The following is a 17,559-nucleotide window of genomic DNA, read 5'->3' on the forward strand; positions in this document are numbered from 1 at the left end:
ACAGAGGGATTTTCTATGCTCTTTCCCGGCCGATAAGCCTGCCCAACCGCCGCGGCGTCGCCTACGGGACGGGTGTCAGCGGCGGAGGCGGGAGGAGGCTCGGGACGATGACGCGGATGCCGCTGCGCGTCTCGCTGGCCGAGCCGGTCTGCTCATCAGACTCCTTCGAAAGCTGCACCGCGCTTTCACGGTTGGCCGCGTCGGCCGCGAGGCTCGCCGCCGTCCGGTCGGCCCGCCCGACGAGGGTGAGGCGCACCTTTGGCGCCCGCGAGAGCCTCTCGGCCGTCATCGGTGTGACGAAGATGTCGCCCTTGTGCCGCACCAGCATGCTCTCGGCCTTGGCGAGCGATTGCGCCCAGCTCTGGCCCTCCCGCTTGCAGGAGCAGTCCGCCGTGAAGCTCTTGCGGAACTTGAAGGCGGCCGGCAACGCCGTGTAGGCGCGGTTGCCCTTGATCGTGGCGGCGTACTTCAGCGCCTCGTCGCCGTGCGGCATCGAGTAGGCCACCGCCTCGGTGCCGGGGCAGAGCGCCTGGCACATCTCGTCGGCCCCCCCGCGCCCGTCGGGCAGGTTCGCCATCGGGAAGTAGGATCCGTCGCAGGTCTTCACGCAGATCACCTGCGCGCCGCCGCGGGCGGTCTGGTTGCCGGCGACCTGTCCCTCCTGGCCCTCGCCGGGGATCAGGCCGGTGCAGGCGCTCGACACCGCTGCAATGAGCTGCCTCCGGCGGGCGGCCACCACCTCGCCGTCGCCCCCGCCATAGGTGGCGTTGAGCGAGCGGATCCGCGCTTCGACGGCCCCGCATTGCGGGGGGCGCGTATCGAAGAACAGGAACTTGCCGCCCTCGCAATTGAGGCTGCGATAGTAGGTCTGCAGCCGCGCGACCTCGCTCTGCAGCGCGGAGGCGGTCGAGGCGCTCGCGTTGAGGTTGGCGAGCTCCGTGCGATAGCGCTGGCAGGCCCACACATCGGGCGCGGCCGCGGCCGGCGACGCCGTAGCCAGAATGAGCGCGGCGAGCGCGAGCACGCGGCGAAACTGCGTTCCGATCATCGGCATGGTGCGGATGCTGGGGATTTCGGGCAGGAGGTCGCGGGGGAGGACGGAGAGGATGCCGGGCCGCACGTTGCGGCACAAGCGATCGTCGACATGTGTTAAAGCCCCTCGCCCTTTCGGGACAGAGACACCATGTCTCTGCGGCCAAGCTTTGAGGGGATTGCGTCGATGATGTGGCTCACGGGCACCAATGGGGATCGCGGTCGGAAGGCGGCGGCCGGATTGGCGGCAGGCATCATCCTCTGCCTCGGCTCGGCCGCGCCGGCCCTGGCGCAGGAGCCCGACCGGATCTTCGACAAGTCCACGGTGTGGCGGCCGCTGACCCCCAACGACAAGCTCGTGGTCTACGGCATCGACGACCCGGCGGTGGCCGGAATCGCCTGCTGGTACACACAGCCCGAGAAGGGCGGCATCAAGGGCACGCTCGGGATGGCGGAAGATGTCTCGGACATCTCGCTCGCCTGCCGGCAGGTCGGCCCGGTCCAGTTCAAGGACAAGTTCAAGCAGGGCGAGGTTGTGTTCAGCGAGCGCCGCTCGCTGATCTTCAAGTCGATGCAGATCGTGCGCGGCTGCGACGTCAAGCGCAACACCCTGATCTACATGGTCTATTCGGACAAGGTGATCCAGGGCTCGCCCAAGAACTCCACCTCCGCCGTCCCGCTCGCCCCGTGGGGGACCGAGCCGCCGGCGAAATGCGCGGATTTCGTGAAGTAGAGCGACCGCGGTTCGGCCCCCGACCGGCGTCAGTCCTGGCAGGTGATGCGCAGCGGGCGCGGCGCGCTCTTCACCGGGGCGGCGTCGCCGATGGCACCGGTATACTCGTCCTGTGCGGCGACGCCGTAATTGGCGGCGCTGGCGAAGCCCTGCGATTCGCACCACGCGTTGGCGACGACCTGTCCGCACTCGCTCGGACCGCCGCTCAGGCACTCACCAACTCCGTAGCCGTCCTCGGCCGGGATCAGGAACGTCTTCTCGACGGATTTGCGCGTGGCCGCTTCGGTGCCGGCGCGCGCGGGCAGGGCAGCGGTGGCGACAACGAGGGCGAGAAGGACGGCGACCGGTCGGCGCATGGTGAAGACCTTGTGAACGGGTTCGTTCGAGTGCGGAGTGTTCGGACGGCGCGGTAAACAAACCCTTGCCGGTCCGCCCACGGTCGATTGAGAGGCGGCAGGTTCTCCGCCCTTCTCGAATTCATCACCGTTTTGGGGTAGCCCAACCTCGTGGCGGCGACCGTCGCGGCGGCGCAACAGCGGCGGCCGGCGGCTTGGACGAGACTGTGGCAGCGCCACTGTTCGCGGCCACAAGCCGGCCGGCGGAAAGCGCTGCGCCGCAACGACAAACGACGAGGGCGGCGTGCGCCGCAGGGGAGGCCGGGCGATCCCGGCAGAACGCAGTCGATGACGCCGATGTTGCGCCTCTACAACACGCTGACCCGCGAGAAGACGGCCTTCGCGCCGATCGATCCGGCGAAGGTGCGGATGTATGCCTGCGGGCCCACCGTCTACGACGCGGCGCATATCGGCAACGCGCGGCCGATCATCGTCTTCGACCTGCTGTTCCGGCTGCTGCGCCATCTCTACGGCGAGGCGCACGTCACCTACGCCCGCAACGTCACGGACGTGGACGACAAGATCAACGCTCGCGCGCTGGAGCGCGGAATCTCCATCCGCGAGCTTACCGACGGCACGCTGGCGCAGTTCCACCGGGATATCCGCGACCTCGGCGTGCTGATGGCCGAGGACGTGAACCGGGCGGGCGCCCCGGCACGCTTCATCGAGCCGCGGGCGACCGACCACATCGCCGAGATGCACCGGCTGATCGAGGGTCTGGTCGCGGCCGGCCACGCCTATGTGGCGGAAGGGCATGTCCTCTTCGACGTGCCGTCCATGCCCGATTACGGCGCGCTCTCGAAGCGTCCGCTCGACGAGATGGAGGCGGGAGCGCGCGTCGAGGTTGCGCCCTACAAGCGCTCGCCGCTAGATTTCGTGCTGTGGAAGCCCTCGAAGGCGGGCGAACCCTCCTGGCCTTCCCCTTGCGGGATCGATGTACCCGGCCGGCCCGGCTGGCACATCGAGTGCTCGGCCATGTCGTGGAAGCACCTCGGGAAAACCTTCGACATCCATGCCGGTGGCATCGACCTGATCTTCCCCCACCACGAGAACGAGGTGGCGCAGTCCCGCTGCTGCTTCGGCACCGACGTGATGGCCAATGTCTGGCTCCACAACGGCTTCCTGCAGGTGGAGGGAGAGAAGATGTCGAAGTCGCTCGGCAACTTCATCACCATCCGCCAGGTGCTCGACGACTGGCCGGGCGAGGTCGTGCGCCTCAACATGCTCAAGACCCACTATCGGCAGCCGATCGACTGGACCCTGCGGGGGCTTGAGGAATCGAACCGGATGCTCGACCGCTGGTACGAGGCGGCGGGCGAGGCGGCGCCCGACGCGCAGGCCCCCGGCGGCGTGGTCGAGGCGCTCGGCGACGACCTGAACACGCCGGCCGCCATCGGCGAGTTGCACCGGTTGGCCGGCACGGACGCGGGTGCGCTCAAGGCCGGCGCGGGACTGATGGGCTTTCTTCCGGCAACGAAGGCGCAACGCGAAGCGGAGCGGGTCGGCGCGGCCGGCATCGACGTGGCGCGGGTCGAGGCGCTGATCGCCGAGCGCAAGGCGGCCCGAGCCGCCAAGGACTGGGCGGCCTCCGACCGGGTGCGCGACGCGCTCACCGCGATGGGCGTGAGCGTGAAGGACAACAAGGACGGCAGCACCACTTGGACGGTGGCGGGCTAGAGCCTTGCCCGACCTGATTGATCAGGCCGGGCACGTCTCGACGGACCCCACCCCGTTGTCTCGACCATCTGGAACTCGGCTGAGGGTCGGCGACGGAACTTCGGTGCTCATCCTACAAACGTAAGTTTGGTCTTCGACCCACCATAGGCCCTCGCACGGTCGCCGTCTTCGCCGATGCCGGGAAGTCTCTTTCGAAAAGCCGTAGGCTTGAGTCAGTCGATGGCGTGCCGCACATCGCGCGAACGGCACTCCGGATACCGTATGCTTGTCCAAAAACGACCTTTTATGTCTGAAAAGCAACCATCGGCACGACTTAATATTCGTCCGTCCCAATTCATTTTTTACACAAACTTAATTTAGATCACCAAATGTCAGATGCGGATTTGGCTCCTGGGCAAATTTGATGATCCCGAATATTATAACTCGCCGCCTGTCCAACAAACTTATGGCGATCGCAGGATCTGCCGTCAGCCTGACGCTTATCGGCTTTACAGGCTTTGCCGGATGGAAAGCTGCTGAACGCACGAACACGGAAATTCTGACGCTCGCGAGCGAGAAGGCCGCGAGCACAGCCGGGCAGGTTTCGGTCCACCTTACCGAGGCGATGTCGGCCGGCAGATCGCTGGCAGCCACGCTCGCGGGTTATGCAGAAGGCGGCAACGCCAAAAGATCCGATGTCATCGTGGCGACCAGGGCGCTCCTCGCTGACTATCCCAATTTGTTCGGAGCCTGGATCTCCGACACCGTCGATGGTCGCGCCGGAAAGCGGTTTGCCGGAACGGACAGCACCAACGACAAAGGTCTCTTCGCCCCGTACTGGACCCGAGCGGACTCGGGAAACCTGGAGCTGTCGACATTCACCGTCGACCCCGCCAAGCAATGGTACGCCGCGTCGATTACATCCGGCATGAGTGTGCTCATCGAACCCTATACGACCGGTATGGGCGATGTCGTGACCTCGATCACCGTGCCTCTCAGGATCAAGGGTACGACCGTCGGTGCCGCAGGTGTCGATATCAGCCTGCAAAAGATGGCCGACATGGTCGCGGCGATGCGCCCGTTCGAAGGCGGGCGGGTGATGCTCCTCTCGAACGCGGGCCGATGGATCGTCCCTCCCCAAGCCGATCTGCGGATGAAGACCTATGCCGGCGTCGGCGAGCAGGAGATCCAGGCGGCCATCGGCGACGGCCGGATGCAGGTGCTAACCGACGGCTCGGACGGCGCGGTCCGGTTGGTGTATCCCTTTGCCGCGCCCGGCATGAACACGACCTGGGCCCTTCTGCTCGACGTGCCGGCCAAGGCGTTCTCTCAGCCGATCTTTACCCGTGTTCTGGAAACAGCCCTCGGCGGCGTCGTCATTCTCATTGTGGTTCTGGGCGTGATCTTCGCATCGGCCAAGGTTCTCCTCACGCGCCCGCTCGGACGTCTGGTCGGCGCACTCGAGACGATGGCCAAGGGCGAGACCGATGCGGACATCAAGGAAGCGTCCCGCGGCGACGAGATCGGCGCGGTCGGAAAGGCGGTCGAGGGCATCAAGGCCATGGTGGCGCGGAAGGCCGCCGAGGAAGCCGAGGTCAAGCAGATCGCCGAAGCCGCCGCCGCGCAGGAGCGCAAGCGCACGATGATCGAGCTCGCCGACGGCTTCGAGCGGGCGGTCGGCGGGATCGTCGGGATGGTCTCGTCCTCCGCCACTGAGTTGCAGGCCACCGCCCAGCAGATGACAGCCACGGCCACCGAGACCGCCTCGCAATCCAACACCGTGGCCGCCGCCGCCGAGGAGGCCGCCGCCAACGTGCAGACCGTCGCGGCCGCGGCCGAGGAGCTGGGTTCGTCCGTCGAAGAGATCGGGCGACAGGTCTCCGGCTCGGCCCAACTCGCCCAATCGGCGGTCGGCGAGGCCGGCGAGACCGCCACCTTGGTTCGGGCGCTGAGTCAGAACGCGTCGCGCATCGGCGACATGGTCGGGATGATCTCCTCCATCGCCAGCCAAACCAACCTGCTGGCGCTCAACGCGACGATCGAGGCGGCGCGCGCCGGCAGCGCCGGTCGCGGCTTTGCCGTGGTGGCATCGGAAGTGAAAGCCTTGGCCGAGCAGACCGCCAAGGCCACCGAGGAAATCGCCCGTCAGATCGGCGAGGTGCAGGGTGTAACCGGGCAGGCCGTGACGGCGATCGGCGGCATCACCACCCGGATCCGCGAGATCGACAACGTAGCGACCTCGATCGCCGCGGCGGTGGAGCAACAGGGCGCGGCGACTCAGGAGATCGTCCGCAATGTGAGCCAAGCCTCGACGGGCACGAATGCGGTGACCAGCAGCATCACCAGCGTCGCGCAGGCCTCCGAGGAGACGGGAGCGGCGGCGAGCCAAGTCCTGTCGGCAGCGTCCGAACTGTCACGGCAGTCCGAACATCTCGGCGTGGAGGTCGCCCGCTTCCTCGCCACCGTCCGCGCCGCCTGACCTGCGCTCCTCGGAGTTATCGCTCGCGATACGAATCGACCACCACCCACAGGTCCGCTTCTTGCTCGATCTCGAGCAGATGCGGACCGTCCCGAGGGCCGCGTCAGGTGGCACACGGCCCTTTCACAGAGCCAAGATGAGTGGGCTGGTCCTGGGGCCTCAACCTGGGCCTCAGCCCCTCAACCGCTGCAGCCACCCGCCGCCATGGGCGTAGGAACGCCCGCTTAGCCGGCGCAGCGCCTCCTCCGTCGAGGTGAGCGGGTGCTCGGCATAGACCTGCCCGATCTCCTCGGCCGTGTTGGGCAGCCGCGAGAACTCCTCGACGATCGCCTCGTAGTGGGTCTTGAGCGTGCGCGAGGCGGGATCGAGCCCGGTGACGATGACGAGGCCGGTGGGCGCGGCGTCCACCAGCATTACGTCGAGATCCGGCCGGTAGCGCTTCAGGATCGGGATCACCTTCCAGACGTCGCCGGTCCACCAGTTCTCGAACGGGGTGCCGCGTCCGCGGATGCCGGCCTGCATCGGGTCGCGGTCGGCCATCGGCGCGGCCACCGGTAGGCAATCGTGCATCACGATGATCGAGTCGCGCCGGCAGATCGCCTCGGTGTTGTAGAAGTCGCGCAGCAGGAACTCGAACAGGTGCATGCCGTCGAGGAAGGCCAGATCGATCCGGCCGCCGACGTGGCGGCGCAGGTTCAGGTTCGCGAAGAAAACGTCGCTCATCACCTGGAACAGCGAGACCCGAGCCTTGTTGGCCGCGATGTTGGTCTTGAGCTGGAACTCCGGATCGACGGCAACGCCGTGTCGGCAGGCGATGCCGGAGAAGATGTCGCCGAAGGCGACGCCGATCTCCAGGTAGCGCCGAACCGCGGCGTTGCGGGAGAGCTTGGCCAGCACCGACCCGTAATGCTCACCCCGGTGCTCGCCGGCGATGGTGTGTCCGGGCTCGACCAATGCCGTCATCAGAAGCGCTTCTCGATCAGTTCGTCCGCCAGCGGCGCCGGCTCCGACCGGGCCAGAACCTCGCTCAGCGTCTCCACCACACGGTCGGGATCTTCGCCGACGAGGTAGTTCAGGTCGAGGCCCTCGCGGATGAAACCGTGGGTGCGCATATGGTCGATCAGAGTGATCAGCGGGTCCCAGAAGCCGTTCACCGAGAGCAGCAGGATCGGCTTGCGGTGCTGGCCGAGCTGCGCCCAGGTGAGCTGCTCGACCAGTTCCTCCAGCGTGCCGATGCCGCCGGGCAGGGCGACGAAGGCGTCGGCCCGGTCGAACATCAGCCGCTTGCGGGTATGCATGTCGGAGACGACGATGGTCTCCTGCACCGCGTCGAGCATGCGCTCGCGCGATTTCAGGAAGTCGGGGATGATGCCGGTGACGGTGCCGCCCGCATCGAGCGTCGCGCCCGCGACGGTGCCCATCAGGCCGACATTGCCGCCGCCATAGACGAGCTTGACGCCCGCGCGGGCGAGCGCGGTGCCGAGCCGGCGCGCGGCGTCGGCGAAGGCCGGATCGCCGCCGAAGCCGGATCCGCAATAGACACAGACGGAGGTGAGCTGGGCCATCACGCGTCTCCCCGGCGGCGATCGAGGGATGCGTCCAGCCCCGGCTTCCTGCGCCCGTCCAAGCGAAAGACTGCTGAGGTCGCGCGGCAAAAATGGGTAGGCGCGTGATCGAGCTTTGGTGTTCTTCTCATGTTCGTTAATATGTCACCGGTTTTAGACGGGTTGTCGACAATCGGCGGCGCAGTGGTCTCGCCCGCGGCAGCCCGAGGCGTACGGGAGTGACCGGCCATGACGGCTGAGGTGCGGCGAAGCATCGTCCTCGCGACAGCGGGGCTGCTCGGCGGCTTCGCCATGGTGGTCGCGCTGTTCGGGACCGGGGAGCTTCTCAAGCGCAACGCGGCGGTCAATCCTTCTGCCGAAACACCGGCCAAGCCGGAACAACCTTCGGCCGGAGCGGAGACCGGCGACCGCGCGAGCGAGGGCCCCTCGAAGGCTCCTTCCACGAGCTCCCCTCATGCCGCCCTCGGAGCCCTATCGCAAGAGGGCGCAGGGGCGGACGCGTCCCCGGCACGTGAGGCACAGCCGCGCCAGGACGACGGGACACCGAGCTTCGACATCGTGCGGGTCGAGCCGGACGGGGCGAGCGTCATCGCGGGGCGTGCGGCCCCCAACAGCCGCGTCGAGCTTCTGCGCGACGGAAGAGCCTTCGCCACGGCGCAAGCGGATGCGGCCGGACAGTTTGCCTTGACGCCGCCCGACCTGCCGACGGGCACGAGCGAGATCGCCTTGCGCGCCACCGGCGCCGACGGCAAGCCGCTGCCGGGGCGCGAGAGCGTGACGGTCGTGGTGGCGGAGAAGCGCGATACCAAGCCGCTGATCGCCCTGAGCGCCCCCGACGCGCCGACGCGGGTGCTGTCCCAGCCCGACGCGCCCGAGTCTGCCGGCCGGCAGCCCGCGAAGGCACTCGCGGGAACGCCCGGCCCGGCCGCATCCGCACCGGCCGCGGGGCCGCGCGAGGGTGACAAGGCGGCGGGTCCCGTCCGCATCGTCAGCGTGGACGCGCAGGAGGGCGGGCGCCTTCACGTCACCGGTCAGGCGACGGCGTGGAGCAGCCTGCGTCTCTACCTCAACGACACCATGGTGGCCTCGGGCCAGTCAGGGGCCGACGGGCGGGTCGCCTTCACCATCGGGCGTGGCGTGAAGCCGGGCGCCTACCGGATCCGCGTCGATTCCGTCGATCCGGCCGGCGGGAAGGTGAAGGCCCGCGCCGAAGTCGCCTTCGCCTATCCCGACAGCGTGCCGCCGACGCGCTATGCGGATGCGGGCTCAGCCGGCACCGCGAAGCCCGAAGGTGTGCCGGCGGCTCCGAACCGGGAGCAGGCGGCGGCCGAACCGCGCTCCAGGGCACCGGAGCCCGACGGCGCAAACCGCCCGGCGGCGCCGGCAGCGAAAACCAAGACGGCGGAGGTCAGTCCCGCGCCGAGCCTCGCGGCCGCCTCGCCCAGGGCGGCCGGCACCGCGCCGGATCGTCCCATGGCATCGGGCACGCCGTCGCTGGCCGCGTCCTCGGGGGCCACGGCGCCGACGCCGGGGGCGGATCGCAGGGCTGCCACCGCCCTCGCGCCAAGCCTTCCGGGCGGAACGCCCCCCGCACCCGAAGCAGGCGCCGTGTTCGTGCCCGAGATCAACACCGCCCGGATCACCCGCGGCGACAGCCTGTGGCAGATCAGCCGGCGCGCTTACGGGCGCGGCAACCGCTACACCGTGATCTACGACGCGAACCAGGATCAGATCCGCGACCCGAACCGAATCTATCCCGGCCAGATGTTCGTGCTGCCGAAAGACGCCCCCGCGAAGGACGCACCCTCGGCGCGAAGCGGCTCGGATCGCCGCACCTGACGGAAGGGACGGAGGCTCCGGCACCGCAGAGGGTGCGCGATCCTTCGCAAGCGCCTATATGCGCCACGCGACGGCCGCCTCGCGCCGAGAGAATTTTCCGAACCTCACGATGGCAAAAGCACCCGCGCCGGCGGGGGAGGGTGCGTCCGCGCCCCTCGAACGCCCCGGCCTCCTGACAACCTATCGCCGGCTCTGGCCCTATCTCTGGCCGCACGGCCGCGCCGACCTCCAGCGCCGGGTGTTCATCGCCTTCGGTCTGCTCTTCGTCGCCAAGGCCGCGACGATGGTGATGCCGTTCACCTTCAAATGGGCGACCGACGCGCTGGTCGCGGCGGTGGGCGAGAAGGGTGCCGCGGCAGCCGTGCCGGCGGGCCTCGTCTCGGCGCCCTTCCTCTTGATTGGACTCTACGGTCTGTCGCGCATCGCCATGGCCGGGCTGACGCAGGTGCGCGACGGCCTGTTCGCCAAGGTCGCGATGCACGCGGTGCGCAAGCTCGCGCTGCAGACCTTCGAGCATATGCACCGGCTGTCGCTCCGCTTCCATCTGGAGCGCAAGACCGGCGGCCTCACTCGCGTGCTGGAGCGCGGCCGCTCGGGCATCGAGGAACTGTCGCGCCTGATGGTGCTGACCCTGGTGCCGACCATCGTCGAGCTGGTGCTCGTGCTCGGCATCCTCGCCTACGAGTTCGACTGGCTCTACTCGGTGGTCGTGGCGAGCATGATCGCCGCCTATCTCGGCTTCACCTGGAAGGCGACCGAGTGGCGCATCGGCATCCGCCGCCGGATGAACAACTCCGACACGGAGGCCAACACCAAAGCGGTCGACTCGCTGCTGAACTTCGAGACGGTGAAGTATTTTGGCGCGGAGAACCGCGAGACTGCTCGCTACGACGCCTCGATGGAGCGCTACGAGAAGGCCTCGACCCAGACCTACGTCTCCCTCGCCGTGCTCAACGCCGGCCAGGCGGTGATCTTCACCCTCGGTATGACGGCGGTGATGTGGCTCGCCGCCCGCGACATCATGGCCGGACGCACCACGATCGGCGGCTTCGTGCTCGTCAACACGATGCTGGTGCAGCTCTCGATGCCGCTCAACTTCATGGGGATGATCTACCGCGAGATCAAACAGGCGCTGATCGACATCGACGACATGTTCCTGATCCTCCAGCGCAATCCCGAGATCGCCGACCGGCCGGGCGCACCACCGCTGAAGGTCGAGGCCGGCACCGTCCGCTTCGAGGACGTGCGCTTCGCCTACATCCCGGAGCGGCCGATCCTGCGCGGAATCTCGTTCGAGGTGCCGGCGGGCCGCACGGTGGCCATCGTCGGCCCCTCGGGGGCGGGCAAGTCGACGCTCTCGCGCCTGTTGTTTCGCTTCTACGAGCCGAATGCAGGGCGCATCACCATTGATGGGCAGGACATCGCCAGCGTGCGCCAGGACAGATTGCGCGCGGCGATCGGCATGGTCCCGCAGGACACGGTGCTGTTCAACGACACCATCGGCTACAACATCCGCTATGGCCGCTGGGACGCGTCCGAGGCCGAGGTGCGCGAGGCCGCGCGCCTCGCCCAGATCGACCGCTTCATCGAGAGCCTGCCGGAGGGCTACGACACGCCGGTGGGTGAGCGCGGCCTGAAGCTCTCGGGCGGCGAGAAGCAGCGCGTGGCGATCGCCCGCACCATCCTGAAGGGTCCGCCGATCCTCGTCCTCGACGAGGCAACCTCGGCGCTCGATTCGTTCACCGAGCGCGAGATCCAGGCCGCCCTCGACCGGGTCAGCCAGGGCCGCACCACGCTCGTGATCGCCCACCGGCTCTCGACCGTGATCAACGCTGACGAGATCCTGGTGCTCGATCAGGGCCGCGTCGTCGAGCGCGGCGACCATACCAGCCTGCTCGCCCGCGGCGGCGTCTACGCCGCCCTGTGGAACCGCCAGCGCGAGGCGGACGCCGCCCGCGAGGCGCTCAAGCGCGCCGAGGACGAGCGCTCGCTGGCCGAATCCGTCCGGCCGGAGCCGGTGCCGGTGCCCTGACCAGCGGTTGACGGAACCGCGCCCCCCTGCCATCCGGCGGGGACGATTCGCCCCGCCGGAGTCCAACGGGAGCCCATGACCGACCTCATCGAGACGATCCGCCGGACGCTCGTGCCGATCCACAAGGAAGGCTACCCCTTCATCCTGATCGGCATCGTGCTCACCGTGGTGCTCGGCTACTTCTCGCAGTTCTTCGGCTGGATCTTCCTGATCCTCACCCTCTGGGTCTGCTACTTCTTCCGCGACCCCGAGCGGGTGGTGCCGGTCGGCGACGGACTCATCGTCTCGCCCGCCGACGGGCGCGTGAACCTGATCTCGACCGTGCTGCCGCCGCCGGAACTCGACCTCTCGCACGAGCCGATGCTGCGGATCTCGGTGTTCATGAACGTGTTCGACTGTCACGTGAACCGGGTGCCGGTCTCGGGCAAGATCGGCCAAATCCATTATACGCCGGGCCTGTTCCTCAATGCCGAGCTCGACAAGGCGAGCGAGGACAACGAGCGCAACGGCCTCGTCATGGAGACGACCCATCGCGGCCAGCCGGTGCGCATCGGCGTGGTGCAGATCGCCGGGCTCGTGGCGCGGCGCATCGTCGGGTTCGTCTCGGCGGGCGACACCAAGCAGGTCGGCGAGCGCTTCGGCCTCATCCGCTTCGGCTCGCGGGTCGATGTCTACCTGCCGGTCGGCACCCGCGTGATGGTCGGCCTCGGCCAGAAGGCGGTGGCCGGCGAGACCGTGCTGGCCGATCTCGGCGGCGGGGCCGAGCGGGCCTTCCGCCGCATCTGATCTTTCGTGCAGAAGGGCGCCATGGGCAGAAGCGACGAGCCGAGAGACACGTCGAGAGACGAGTCGAGGGACGACATGGACGATCTGTTCCCGCCCTTCGCGCCGGACGTGAACGATCGGCCGCGCCGGTTCCGGCCGGTGCCGTTCCGCCTGATCGCACCGAACATGATCACCCTGCTCGCGCTCTGCCTCGGGCTGACCGCAATTCGGCTCGCCTTCGAGGGTCGGTTCGAGCCAGCGGTGATCGCGGTCATCGTCGCCGCCGGCCTCGACGGCATCGACGGCCGCGTGGCGCGCCTTCTGAAGGGGACCTCGCGCTTCGGCGCCGAGCTCGATTCGCTCGCCGACTTCGTCAATTTCGGCTGCGCCCCGGCGCTGATCCTCTACAGCTTCACCCTTCACAACCTGAAATCCGTCGGCTGGATCGTGGCGCTCGTCTTCGCCATCGCCATGTGCCTGCGGCTCGCGCGCTTCAACGCGATGCTCGACGATCCCAATCGCCCCGAATGGAAGAAGGACTTCTTCGTCGGCATGCCGGCACCGGCCGGTGCCATCACCGGCATGCTGCCGCTCTACCTGCACTTCCTCGGCCTCGATTTCAGCGCCTGGGGCCGGCCGGTGATCCTCGTCTACGTGCTGGTCATCGCGCTCCTCGTCGTCTCGACCGTACCGACCTTCTCCGGCAAGACCTGGGGCAAGCGGGTGCCGCGCGACCTCGTGGTGCCGATCTTCCTCGTCGTGGTGGTGGGCTTCGGCCTCGTCATCAGCTTCCCGTTCGAGGCGATGGCGGCGGTCAGCGTCGCTTATCTCGCGGGCCTTCCCTTCGGCGCCGCACAGTATCGCAAGCGGCTGAAGCAGGAGGCGAGCGCGCCGGTCGTGCCGACTCAGAACAGCCCGTCCGCTCCGAAGGTTTAGCACCATCCCGAAAAGGGGACGCCGGCTTTCAAAGCTCGTGATGTCCAAGCCATAACCCGGAGTATCCAGGATCCGCCCTTCACGGCCGATTCGATGATCGGGTTAAGGATGCGGGCGAGTCGGTCGTGGCTATCCCGTACCGGCCAACAGGATCGAGGAGGCCGTTGTGACCGGACCGACAGCGGGACCGAGCGTTTTCGCGGGCCTCGTCGGCATCGCCCTTCCAATCGTCCAAGCGCCGATGGTTGGGCCGAAAGCGAGGCTCGCCGCCGCCGTCAGCGGCGCGGGGGGCCTGGGCTCGCTTGCCTGCGCCGCGCTCACGCCCGATCAGATCCGCGCCGAGGTTGCGCAGATCCGGGTCGCGACGGACGCGCCGTTCAACCTGAACTTCTTCTGCCACGCGCCCGCCGCTGCCGATGCGGGGCGCGAAGCGGCGTGGCGGTCGGCGCTCACTCCCTACTACGAAGAGCTCGGTCTCGATCCGGCGGCGCCGGTCACGATGGCCAACCGTGCCCCCTTCGATGACGCCATGGCGGAGGTGGTGGCCGAGCTGCGCCCGCGCGTGGTCAGCTTCCATTTCGGCTTGCCGGCCGAGCCATTGCTACGGCGGGTGCGGGAGGCGGGCTGCCTGATCCTGTCCTCGGCGACGACCGTCCGGGAGGCGCGCTGGCTCGCTGAGCGTGGCGTCGATGCGGTGATCGCACAGGGCGCGGAGGCCGGCGGTCACCGCGGCATGTTCCTCACCGACGCACCGGCCTCGCAGGTCGGCACCATTGCCCTGGTGCCGCAGATCGTGGACGCCGTGGACGTGCCGGTGATCGCCGCTGGCGGGATCGCCGAACCCCGTGGCGTGGCGGCGGCCTTCGCCCTCGGTGCCGGCGCGGTCCAGGTCGGGACCGCCTATCTGCGCTGCCCCGAGGCCGGCATTTCCGCGCCCTACCGCGCCGCCCTGAACGCCGCGCGGGACGAGGATACGGCGCTCACGAACGTGCTCACCGGCCGTCCGGCCCGTGGCCTCCTGAACCGTGTCGTGCGGGAACTCGGCCCGCTCAGCGCGGCGGCTCCGGCCTTTCCCGGCGCCGCGGTTGCGCTCCAGCCCCTTCGCACGGCTGCCGAGGCGCAAGGCTCGGGCGATTTCTCACCGCTCTGGTCGGGCCAGGCCGTCGGGCTTTCGCGGGAACGGCCGGCGGCCGAACTGACCCGCCTGCTGGCGACCGGCGTGCCGAGCCTCTGACAACAAAAAAGGGCCGCCCCGAGGGGCGGCCCTTTCGGTTTCCGAAGAAGCTCCGGATTATAAATTAGCGGGAGTAGAACTCGATGACGAGGTTCGGCTCCATCTGCACCGGGTAGGGCACCTCGGAGAGGCCCGGGATCCGGGTGACACGGGCGGTCATCTTCTGATGATCGACCTCGATGTAGTCCGGCACGTCGCGCTCGGCGAGCTGCGAGGCCACGACCACGATCTCGAGCTGGCGAGAGGCTTCCTTCACCTCGATCACGTCACCGGCCTTAACCTGGTAGCTCGGGATGTTGACCCGGCGGCCGTTGACCTTGATGTGCCCGTGGTTGACGAACTGGCGCGCGGCGAACGGGGTCGCGACGAACTTCGAACGGTACACCACGGCATCGAGGCGGCGCTCGAGCAGGCCGATCAGGTTCTCGCCGGAGTCACCGCGCAGGCGGATCGCCTCGGCGTAGTAGCGGCGGAACTGCTTCTCGGTGATGTTGCCGTAGTAGCCCTTGAGCTTCTGCTTGGCGCGCAGCTGCGTGCCGAAGTCGCTCATCTTGCCCTTGCGGCGCTGGCCGTGCTGGCCGGGGCCGTATTCGCGGCGGTTCACGGGGCTCTTCGGGCGGCCCCAGATGTTCTGGCCCATGCGGCGATCGAGCTTGTGCTTCGCCTGGACGCGTTTTGACATCGCTGTTCCTCTGGAACAAATTTTTGAGGAACGCGCCCTCCTCTCCCTCTTCGCCGGAGCGGTGAGGGCGACAGGGCGGCTGTTACCGCCCACGGGTGCGCATTAAATGCGACGGGGCCCCAAACCGGAGCCCCGTACACGAGCGGGTGCCTAGACGAGAACGCCGGGACCGTCAATGCCGCGAGCGGACCGCGACGCCGCTGCACCCCGAAGCTCAACCCTTCGTTAACCCTGGTATCGCCTGAATCGCGCGAGAGAATCCCCCAGATTTTACGGAGCGCCGACCCATGCCGACGCCAACAACCCGTGCCAGCCTTCTCGGTCTCGCGCTGACCACCAGCCTCGCCGGCAGCCTTCTCGCCAGCCCGGCCCGCGCGGATTTCCAGTCCTGCCTTGCCGGCATCCAGGCGCAGGCCGCCGCTGCCGGTGTCTCGGCGCAGACCTTCCGATCGGCGACGGCCAATATCGCCTACGACGACAAGGTGATCGAGCTGTCCCAGGCACAGCCCGAATTCAAGACGCCGATCTGGGATTACATGTCGGCGCTGGTGGACGAAGAGCGGGTCGAGGACGGGCGCGCGGCCATGCGCCAGCATGCGCAGGCGCTGGCGAATGCCGAGGCGCGCTACGGCGTCGATCGCCACACCATCGCCGCGGTGTGGGGCGTCGAGTCGAATTTCGGCAAGAATCTCGGCAAGATGCCGCTGGTGCAGTCGCTGGCCACGCTCGCCTGCTCGAACAACCGCCGCCGCGACTTCTTCCGCACCGAGTTGATCGCCACCCTGAAGATCATCGAGCGCGGCGACATCGAGGCCTCGCGCCTCACCGGCTCCTGGGCCGGCGCGTTCGGCCAGACGCAGTTCATGCCCACCACCTATCAGCGCCTCGCCGTGGACGGGGACGGCGACGGTCGGCGCGACGTGGTCGATTCGGTCGCCGATGCGGTTGCCTCCACCGCCAACTTTCTGCGCGCCGCCAAATGGTCGAACGGCCAGCCCTGGGGCTACGAGGTGCGGCTGCCGCGCGGCTTCAACGTCGCGGCCGCGGGTCGCAAAAACAAGCACCCCGTCGGCCACTGGGCCTCGCTCGGCGTCACCCGCGTCGACGGCCGGCCGCTGACGGGGGAGGGACCCGCCGGCATCCTGGCCCCCGCCGGCATCAACGGCCCGGCCTTCCTCGTCACCAGAAACTTCGACGCGATCTACTCCTACAACGCCGCCGAATCCTACGGACTGGCCATCGCCGTCCTCTCGGACCGCCTGCGCGGGCGCCCCGGCGTCCAGGCCGATTGGCCGACCGACGACCCGCCGCTCTCGCGCGCCGAGCGCCGCGACCTCCAGAGTCGCCTGATCGCCCGCGGCTACGATGTCGGCGAGCCGGACGGCAAGGTCGGCTCCAAGACCCGCGAGGCGATCAAGGACGTCGAGCGCCAGCTCGGCATGCCGGCCACGGGCCGGCCGGGAGGGAAGGTGCTGGAGGCGCTGCGGCGGGGATAGCGCCGCGCTTCATTGCTCGATCGCGGGCCGCGTGGTGTCCGTGCGCTCCGTCGCACGGGTCATCCGCGGCCTTTTCAATTTGCGAGATTCGACCAACGGACGCGCTTTGCTGCCGTCCGCAAGGACGGCACGGCCGAGACAACAAAAAACCCGCCCCGAGCATCTCGGGACGGGCGCGTCGGCGAAAGCGGCTCCGCAGAGCCGCCCTCATCCAAAAATCACTCCGCGGCGGCGGGAGCCTTTTCGGCCTTGGCCGGACGGTCGTTGCGCTCGACGATACGGGCGGACTTACCGCGACGGTCGCGCAGGTAGTAGAGCTTGGCGCGGCGGACCTTGCCGCGGCGGGCCACCTTGATCGAATCGATCATCGGGGAGTGAACGGGGAAGACGCGCTCCACGCCCTCGCCGTAGGAGATCTTGCGGACGGTGAAGCTCTCGTTGAGGCCGCCGCCGTTGCGGGCGATGCAGACGCCCTCGTAAGCCTGGACGCGGGTGCGCTCGCCTTCCTTGACGCGGACGTTGACGATGACCGTGTCGCCCGGCTGGAAATCCGGGATGGTCTTGGCGAGGCGGGCGACTTCTTCCCGCTCGAGCTGCTCGATGATGTTCATTGGAAACGCTCCGGCCGTTAGCGCCCGTCCGGTAAAGTCCGGGCGTCAGGATTTCGGCATCCTGTTGTGAGTTGGCCGGGCCTGTACCCGATGCGCGCGGCTTT

Annotated in this window: 15 protein-coding genes; 9 read left to right on the plus strand and 6 right to left on the minus strand. The window is 68.3% G+C overall.

What is annotated here, in order from left to right; translation table 11 throughout:
- Positions 1 to 61: 61 nt before the first annotated feature.
- Complete coding sequence (locus MFF24_RS07985; RefSeq protein ID WP_238224107.1) at positions 62 to 1,054, minus strand: DUF2865 domain-containing protein; 993 nt, start codon at positions 1,052 to 1,054, stop codon at positions 62 to 64.
- A 165-nt stretch (positions 1,055 to 1,219) separates the two neighbouring features.
- Here MFF24_RS07985 and MFF24_RS07990 point away from each other — a divergent pair, with 165 nt between their 5' ends.
- On the plus strand, positions 1,220 to 1,765 hold the full coding sequence (locus MFF24_RS07990; RefSeq protein WP_133088913.1) for a CreA family protein: 546 nt from the start codon (positions 1,220 to 1,222) through the stop codon (positions 1,763 to 1,765).
- 29 nt (positions 1,766 to 1,794) lie between these two features.
- On the opposite strand, the gene MFF24_RS07995 is transcribed toward MFF24_RS07990, so the two are convergent.
- Positions 1,795 to 2,121, minus strand: a complete 327-nt coding sequence (locus MFF24_RS07995; RefSeq protein WP_108942611.1) for a hypothetical protein — start codon at positions 2,119 to 2,121, stop codon at positions 1,795 to 1,797.
- A 327-nt stretch (positions 2,122 to 2,448) separates the two neighbouring features.
- Here MFF24_RS07995 and cysS point away from each other — a divergent pair, with 327 nt between their 5' ends.
- Together cysS and MFF24_RS08005 are read left to right on the plus strand one after the other, a co-directional pair.
- Positions 2,449 to 3,837, plus strand: coding sequence for a cysteine--tRNA ligase (gene cysS, locus MFF24_RS08000; protein ID WP_238223791.1), 1,389 nt, complete (start codon positions 2,449 to 2,451; stop codon positions 3,835 to 3,837).
- Positions 3,838 to 4,519: 682 nt separating this feature from the next.
- Positions 4,520 to 6,295 carry a methyl-accepting chemotaxis protein gene (locus tag MFF24_RS08005; RefSeq protein WP_238223793.1) on the plus strand — a complete coding sequence of 592 codons (1,776 nt, stop codon included), beginning with the start codon at positions 4,520 to 4,522 and terminating at the stop codon, positions 6,293 to 6,295.
- A 171-nt stretch (positions 6,296 to 6,466) separates the two neighbouring features.
- On the opposite strand, the gene MFF24_RS08010 is transcribed toward MFF24_RS08005, so the two are convergent.
- Positions 6,467 to 7,258 carry a class I SAM-dependent methyltransferase gene (locus tag MFF24_RS08010; protein WP_238223795.1) on the minus strand — a complete coding sequence of 264 codons (792 nt, stop codon included), beginning with the start codon at positions 7,256 to 7,258 and terminating at the stop codon, positions 6,467 to 6,469.
- Positions 7,258 to 7,860 carry an LOG family protein gene (locus tag MFF24_RS08015; RefSeq protein ID WP_166061131.1) on the minus strand — a complete coding sequence of 201 codons (603 nt, stop codon included), beginning with the start codon at positions 7,858 to 7,860 and terminating at the stop codon, positions 7,258 to 7,260. Before MFF24_RS08015 ends, MFF24_RS08010 begins: the two co-directional genes overlap by 1 nt.
- 228 nt (positions 7,861 to 8,088) lie before the next feature.
- Between MFF24_RS08015 and MFF24_RS08020 the strand changes: the two genes are divergently transcribed.
- The 5 genes from MFF24_RS08020 to MFF24_RS08040 all read left to right on the plus strand — a co-directional run bounded on the left by MFF24_RS08020 (position 8,089) and on the right by MFF24_RS08040 (position 14,666).
- A complete protein-coding gene (locus MFF24_RS08020; protein WP_238223797.1) occupies positions 8,089 to 9,699 on the plus strand; it encodes a LysM peptidoglycan-binding domain-containing protein in 1,611 nt (536 codons plus the stop codon).
- Between the two features lie 109 nt (positions 9,700 to 9,808).
- Positions 9,809 to 11,731: an ABCB family ABC transporter ATP-binding protein/permease gene (locus MFF24_RS08025; protein WP_238223798.1), complete on the plus strand. Its 1,923-nt coding sequence runs from the start codon at positions 9,809 to 9,811 to the stop codon at positions 11,729 to 11,731.
- A 75-nt stretch (positions 11,732 to 11,806) separates the two neighbouring features.
- Positions 11,807 to 12,517 carry a phosphatidylserine decarboxylase gene (locus MFF24_RS08030; protein ID WP_108942605.1) on the plus strand — a complete coding sequence of 237 codons (711 nt, stop codon included), beginning with the start codon at positions 11,807 to 11,809 and terminating at the stop codon, positions 12,515 to 12,517.
- A gap of 75 nt (positions 12,518 to 12,592) precedes the next feature.
- On the plus strand, positions 12,593 to 13,432 hold the full coding sequence (locus MFF24_RS08035) for a CDP-alcohol phosphatidyltransferase family protein (RefSeq protein ID WP_238223800.1): 840 nt from the start codon (positions 12,593 to 12,595) through the stop codon (positions 13,430 to 13,432).
- Between the two features lie 166 nt (positions 13,433 to 13,598).
- Positions 13,599 to 14,666 carry an NAD(P)H-dependent flavin oxidoreductase gene (locus MFF24_RS08040; RefSeq protein WP_238223802.1) on the plus strand — a complete coding sequence of 356 codons (1,068 nt, stop codon included), beginning with the start codon at positions 13,599 to 13,601 and terminating at the stop codon, positions 14,664 to 14,666.
- 64 nt (positions 14,667 to 14,730) lie between these two features.
- Here MFF24_RS08040 and rpsD read toward each other — a convergent pair whose 3' ends face one another.
- Positions 14,731 to 15,348 (minus strand): 30S ribosomal protein S4, encoded by a 618-nt coding sequence (gene rpsD / locus MFF24_RS08045; RefSeq protein ID WP_017483343.1) that lies wholly within the window; start codon positions 15,346 to 15,348, stop codon positions 14,731 to 14,733.
- Positions 15,349 to 15,635: 287 nt separating this feature from the next.
- Here rpsD and MFF24_RS08050 point away from each other — a divergent pair, with 287 nt between their 5' ends.
- Entirely contained in the window at positions 15,636 to 16,844 is a 1,209-nt protein-coding gene (locus tag MFF24_RS08050) for a lytic murein transglycosylase (protein WP_238223804.1), read from the plus strand.
- A 218-nt stretch (positions 16,845 to 17,062) separates the two neighbouring features.
- Here MFF24_RS08050 and rplS read toward each other — a convergent pair whose 3' ends face one another.
- Positions 17,063 to 17,455 carry a 50S ribosomal protein L19 gene (gene rplS / locus MFF24_RS08055; protein ID WP_108942602.1) on the minus strand — a complete coding sequence of 131 codons (393 nt, stop codon included), beginning with the start codon at positions 17,453 to 17,455 and terminating at the stop codon, positions 17,063 to 17,065.
- Positions 17,456 to 17,559 lie beyond the last annotated feature (104 nt).

The organism is Methylorubrum aminovorans, assembly GCF_022179725.1.
In the GTDB taxonomy this organism is placed as follows: domain Bacteria; phylum Pseudomonadota; class Alphaproteobacteria; order Rhizobiales; family Beijerinckiaceae; genus Methylobacterium; species Methylobacterium aminovorans.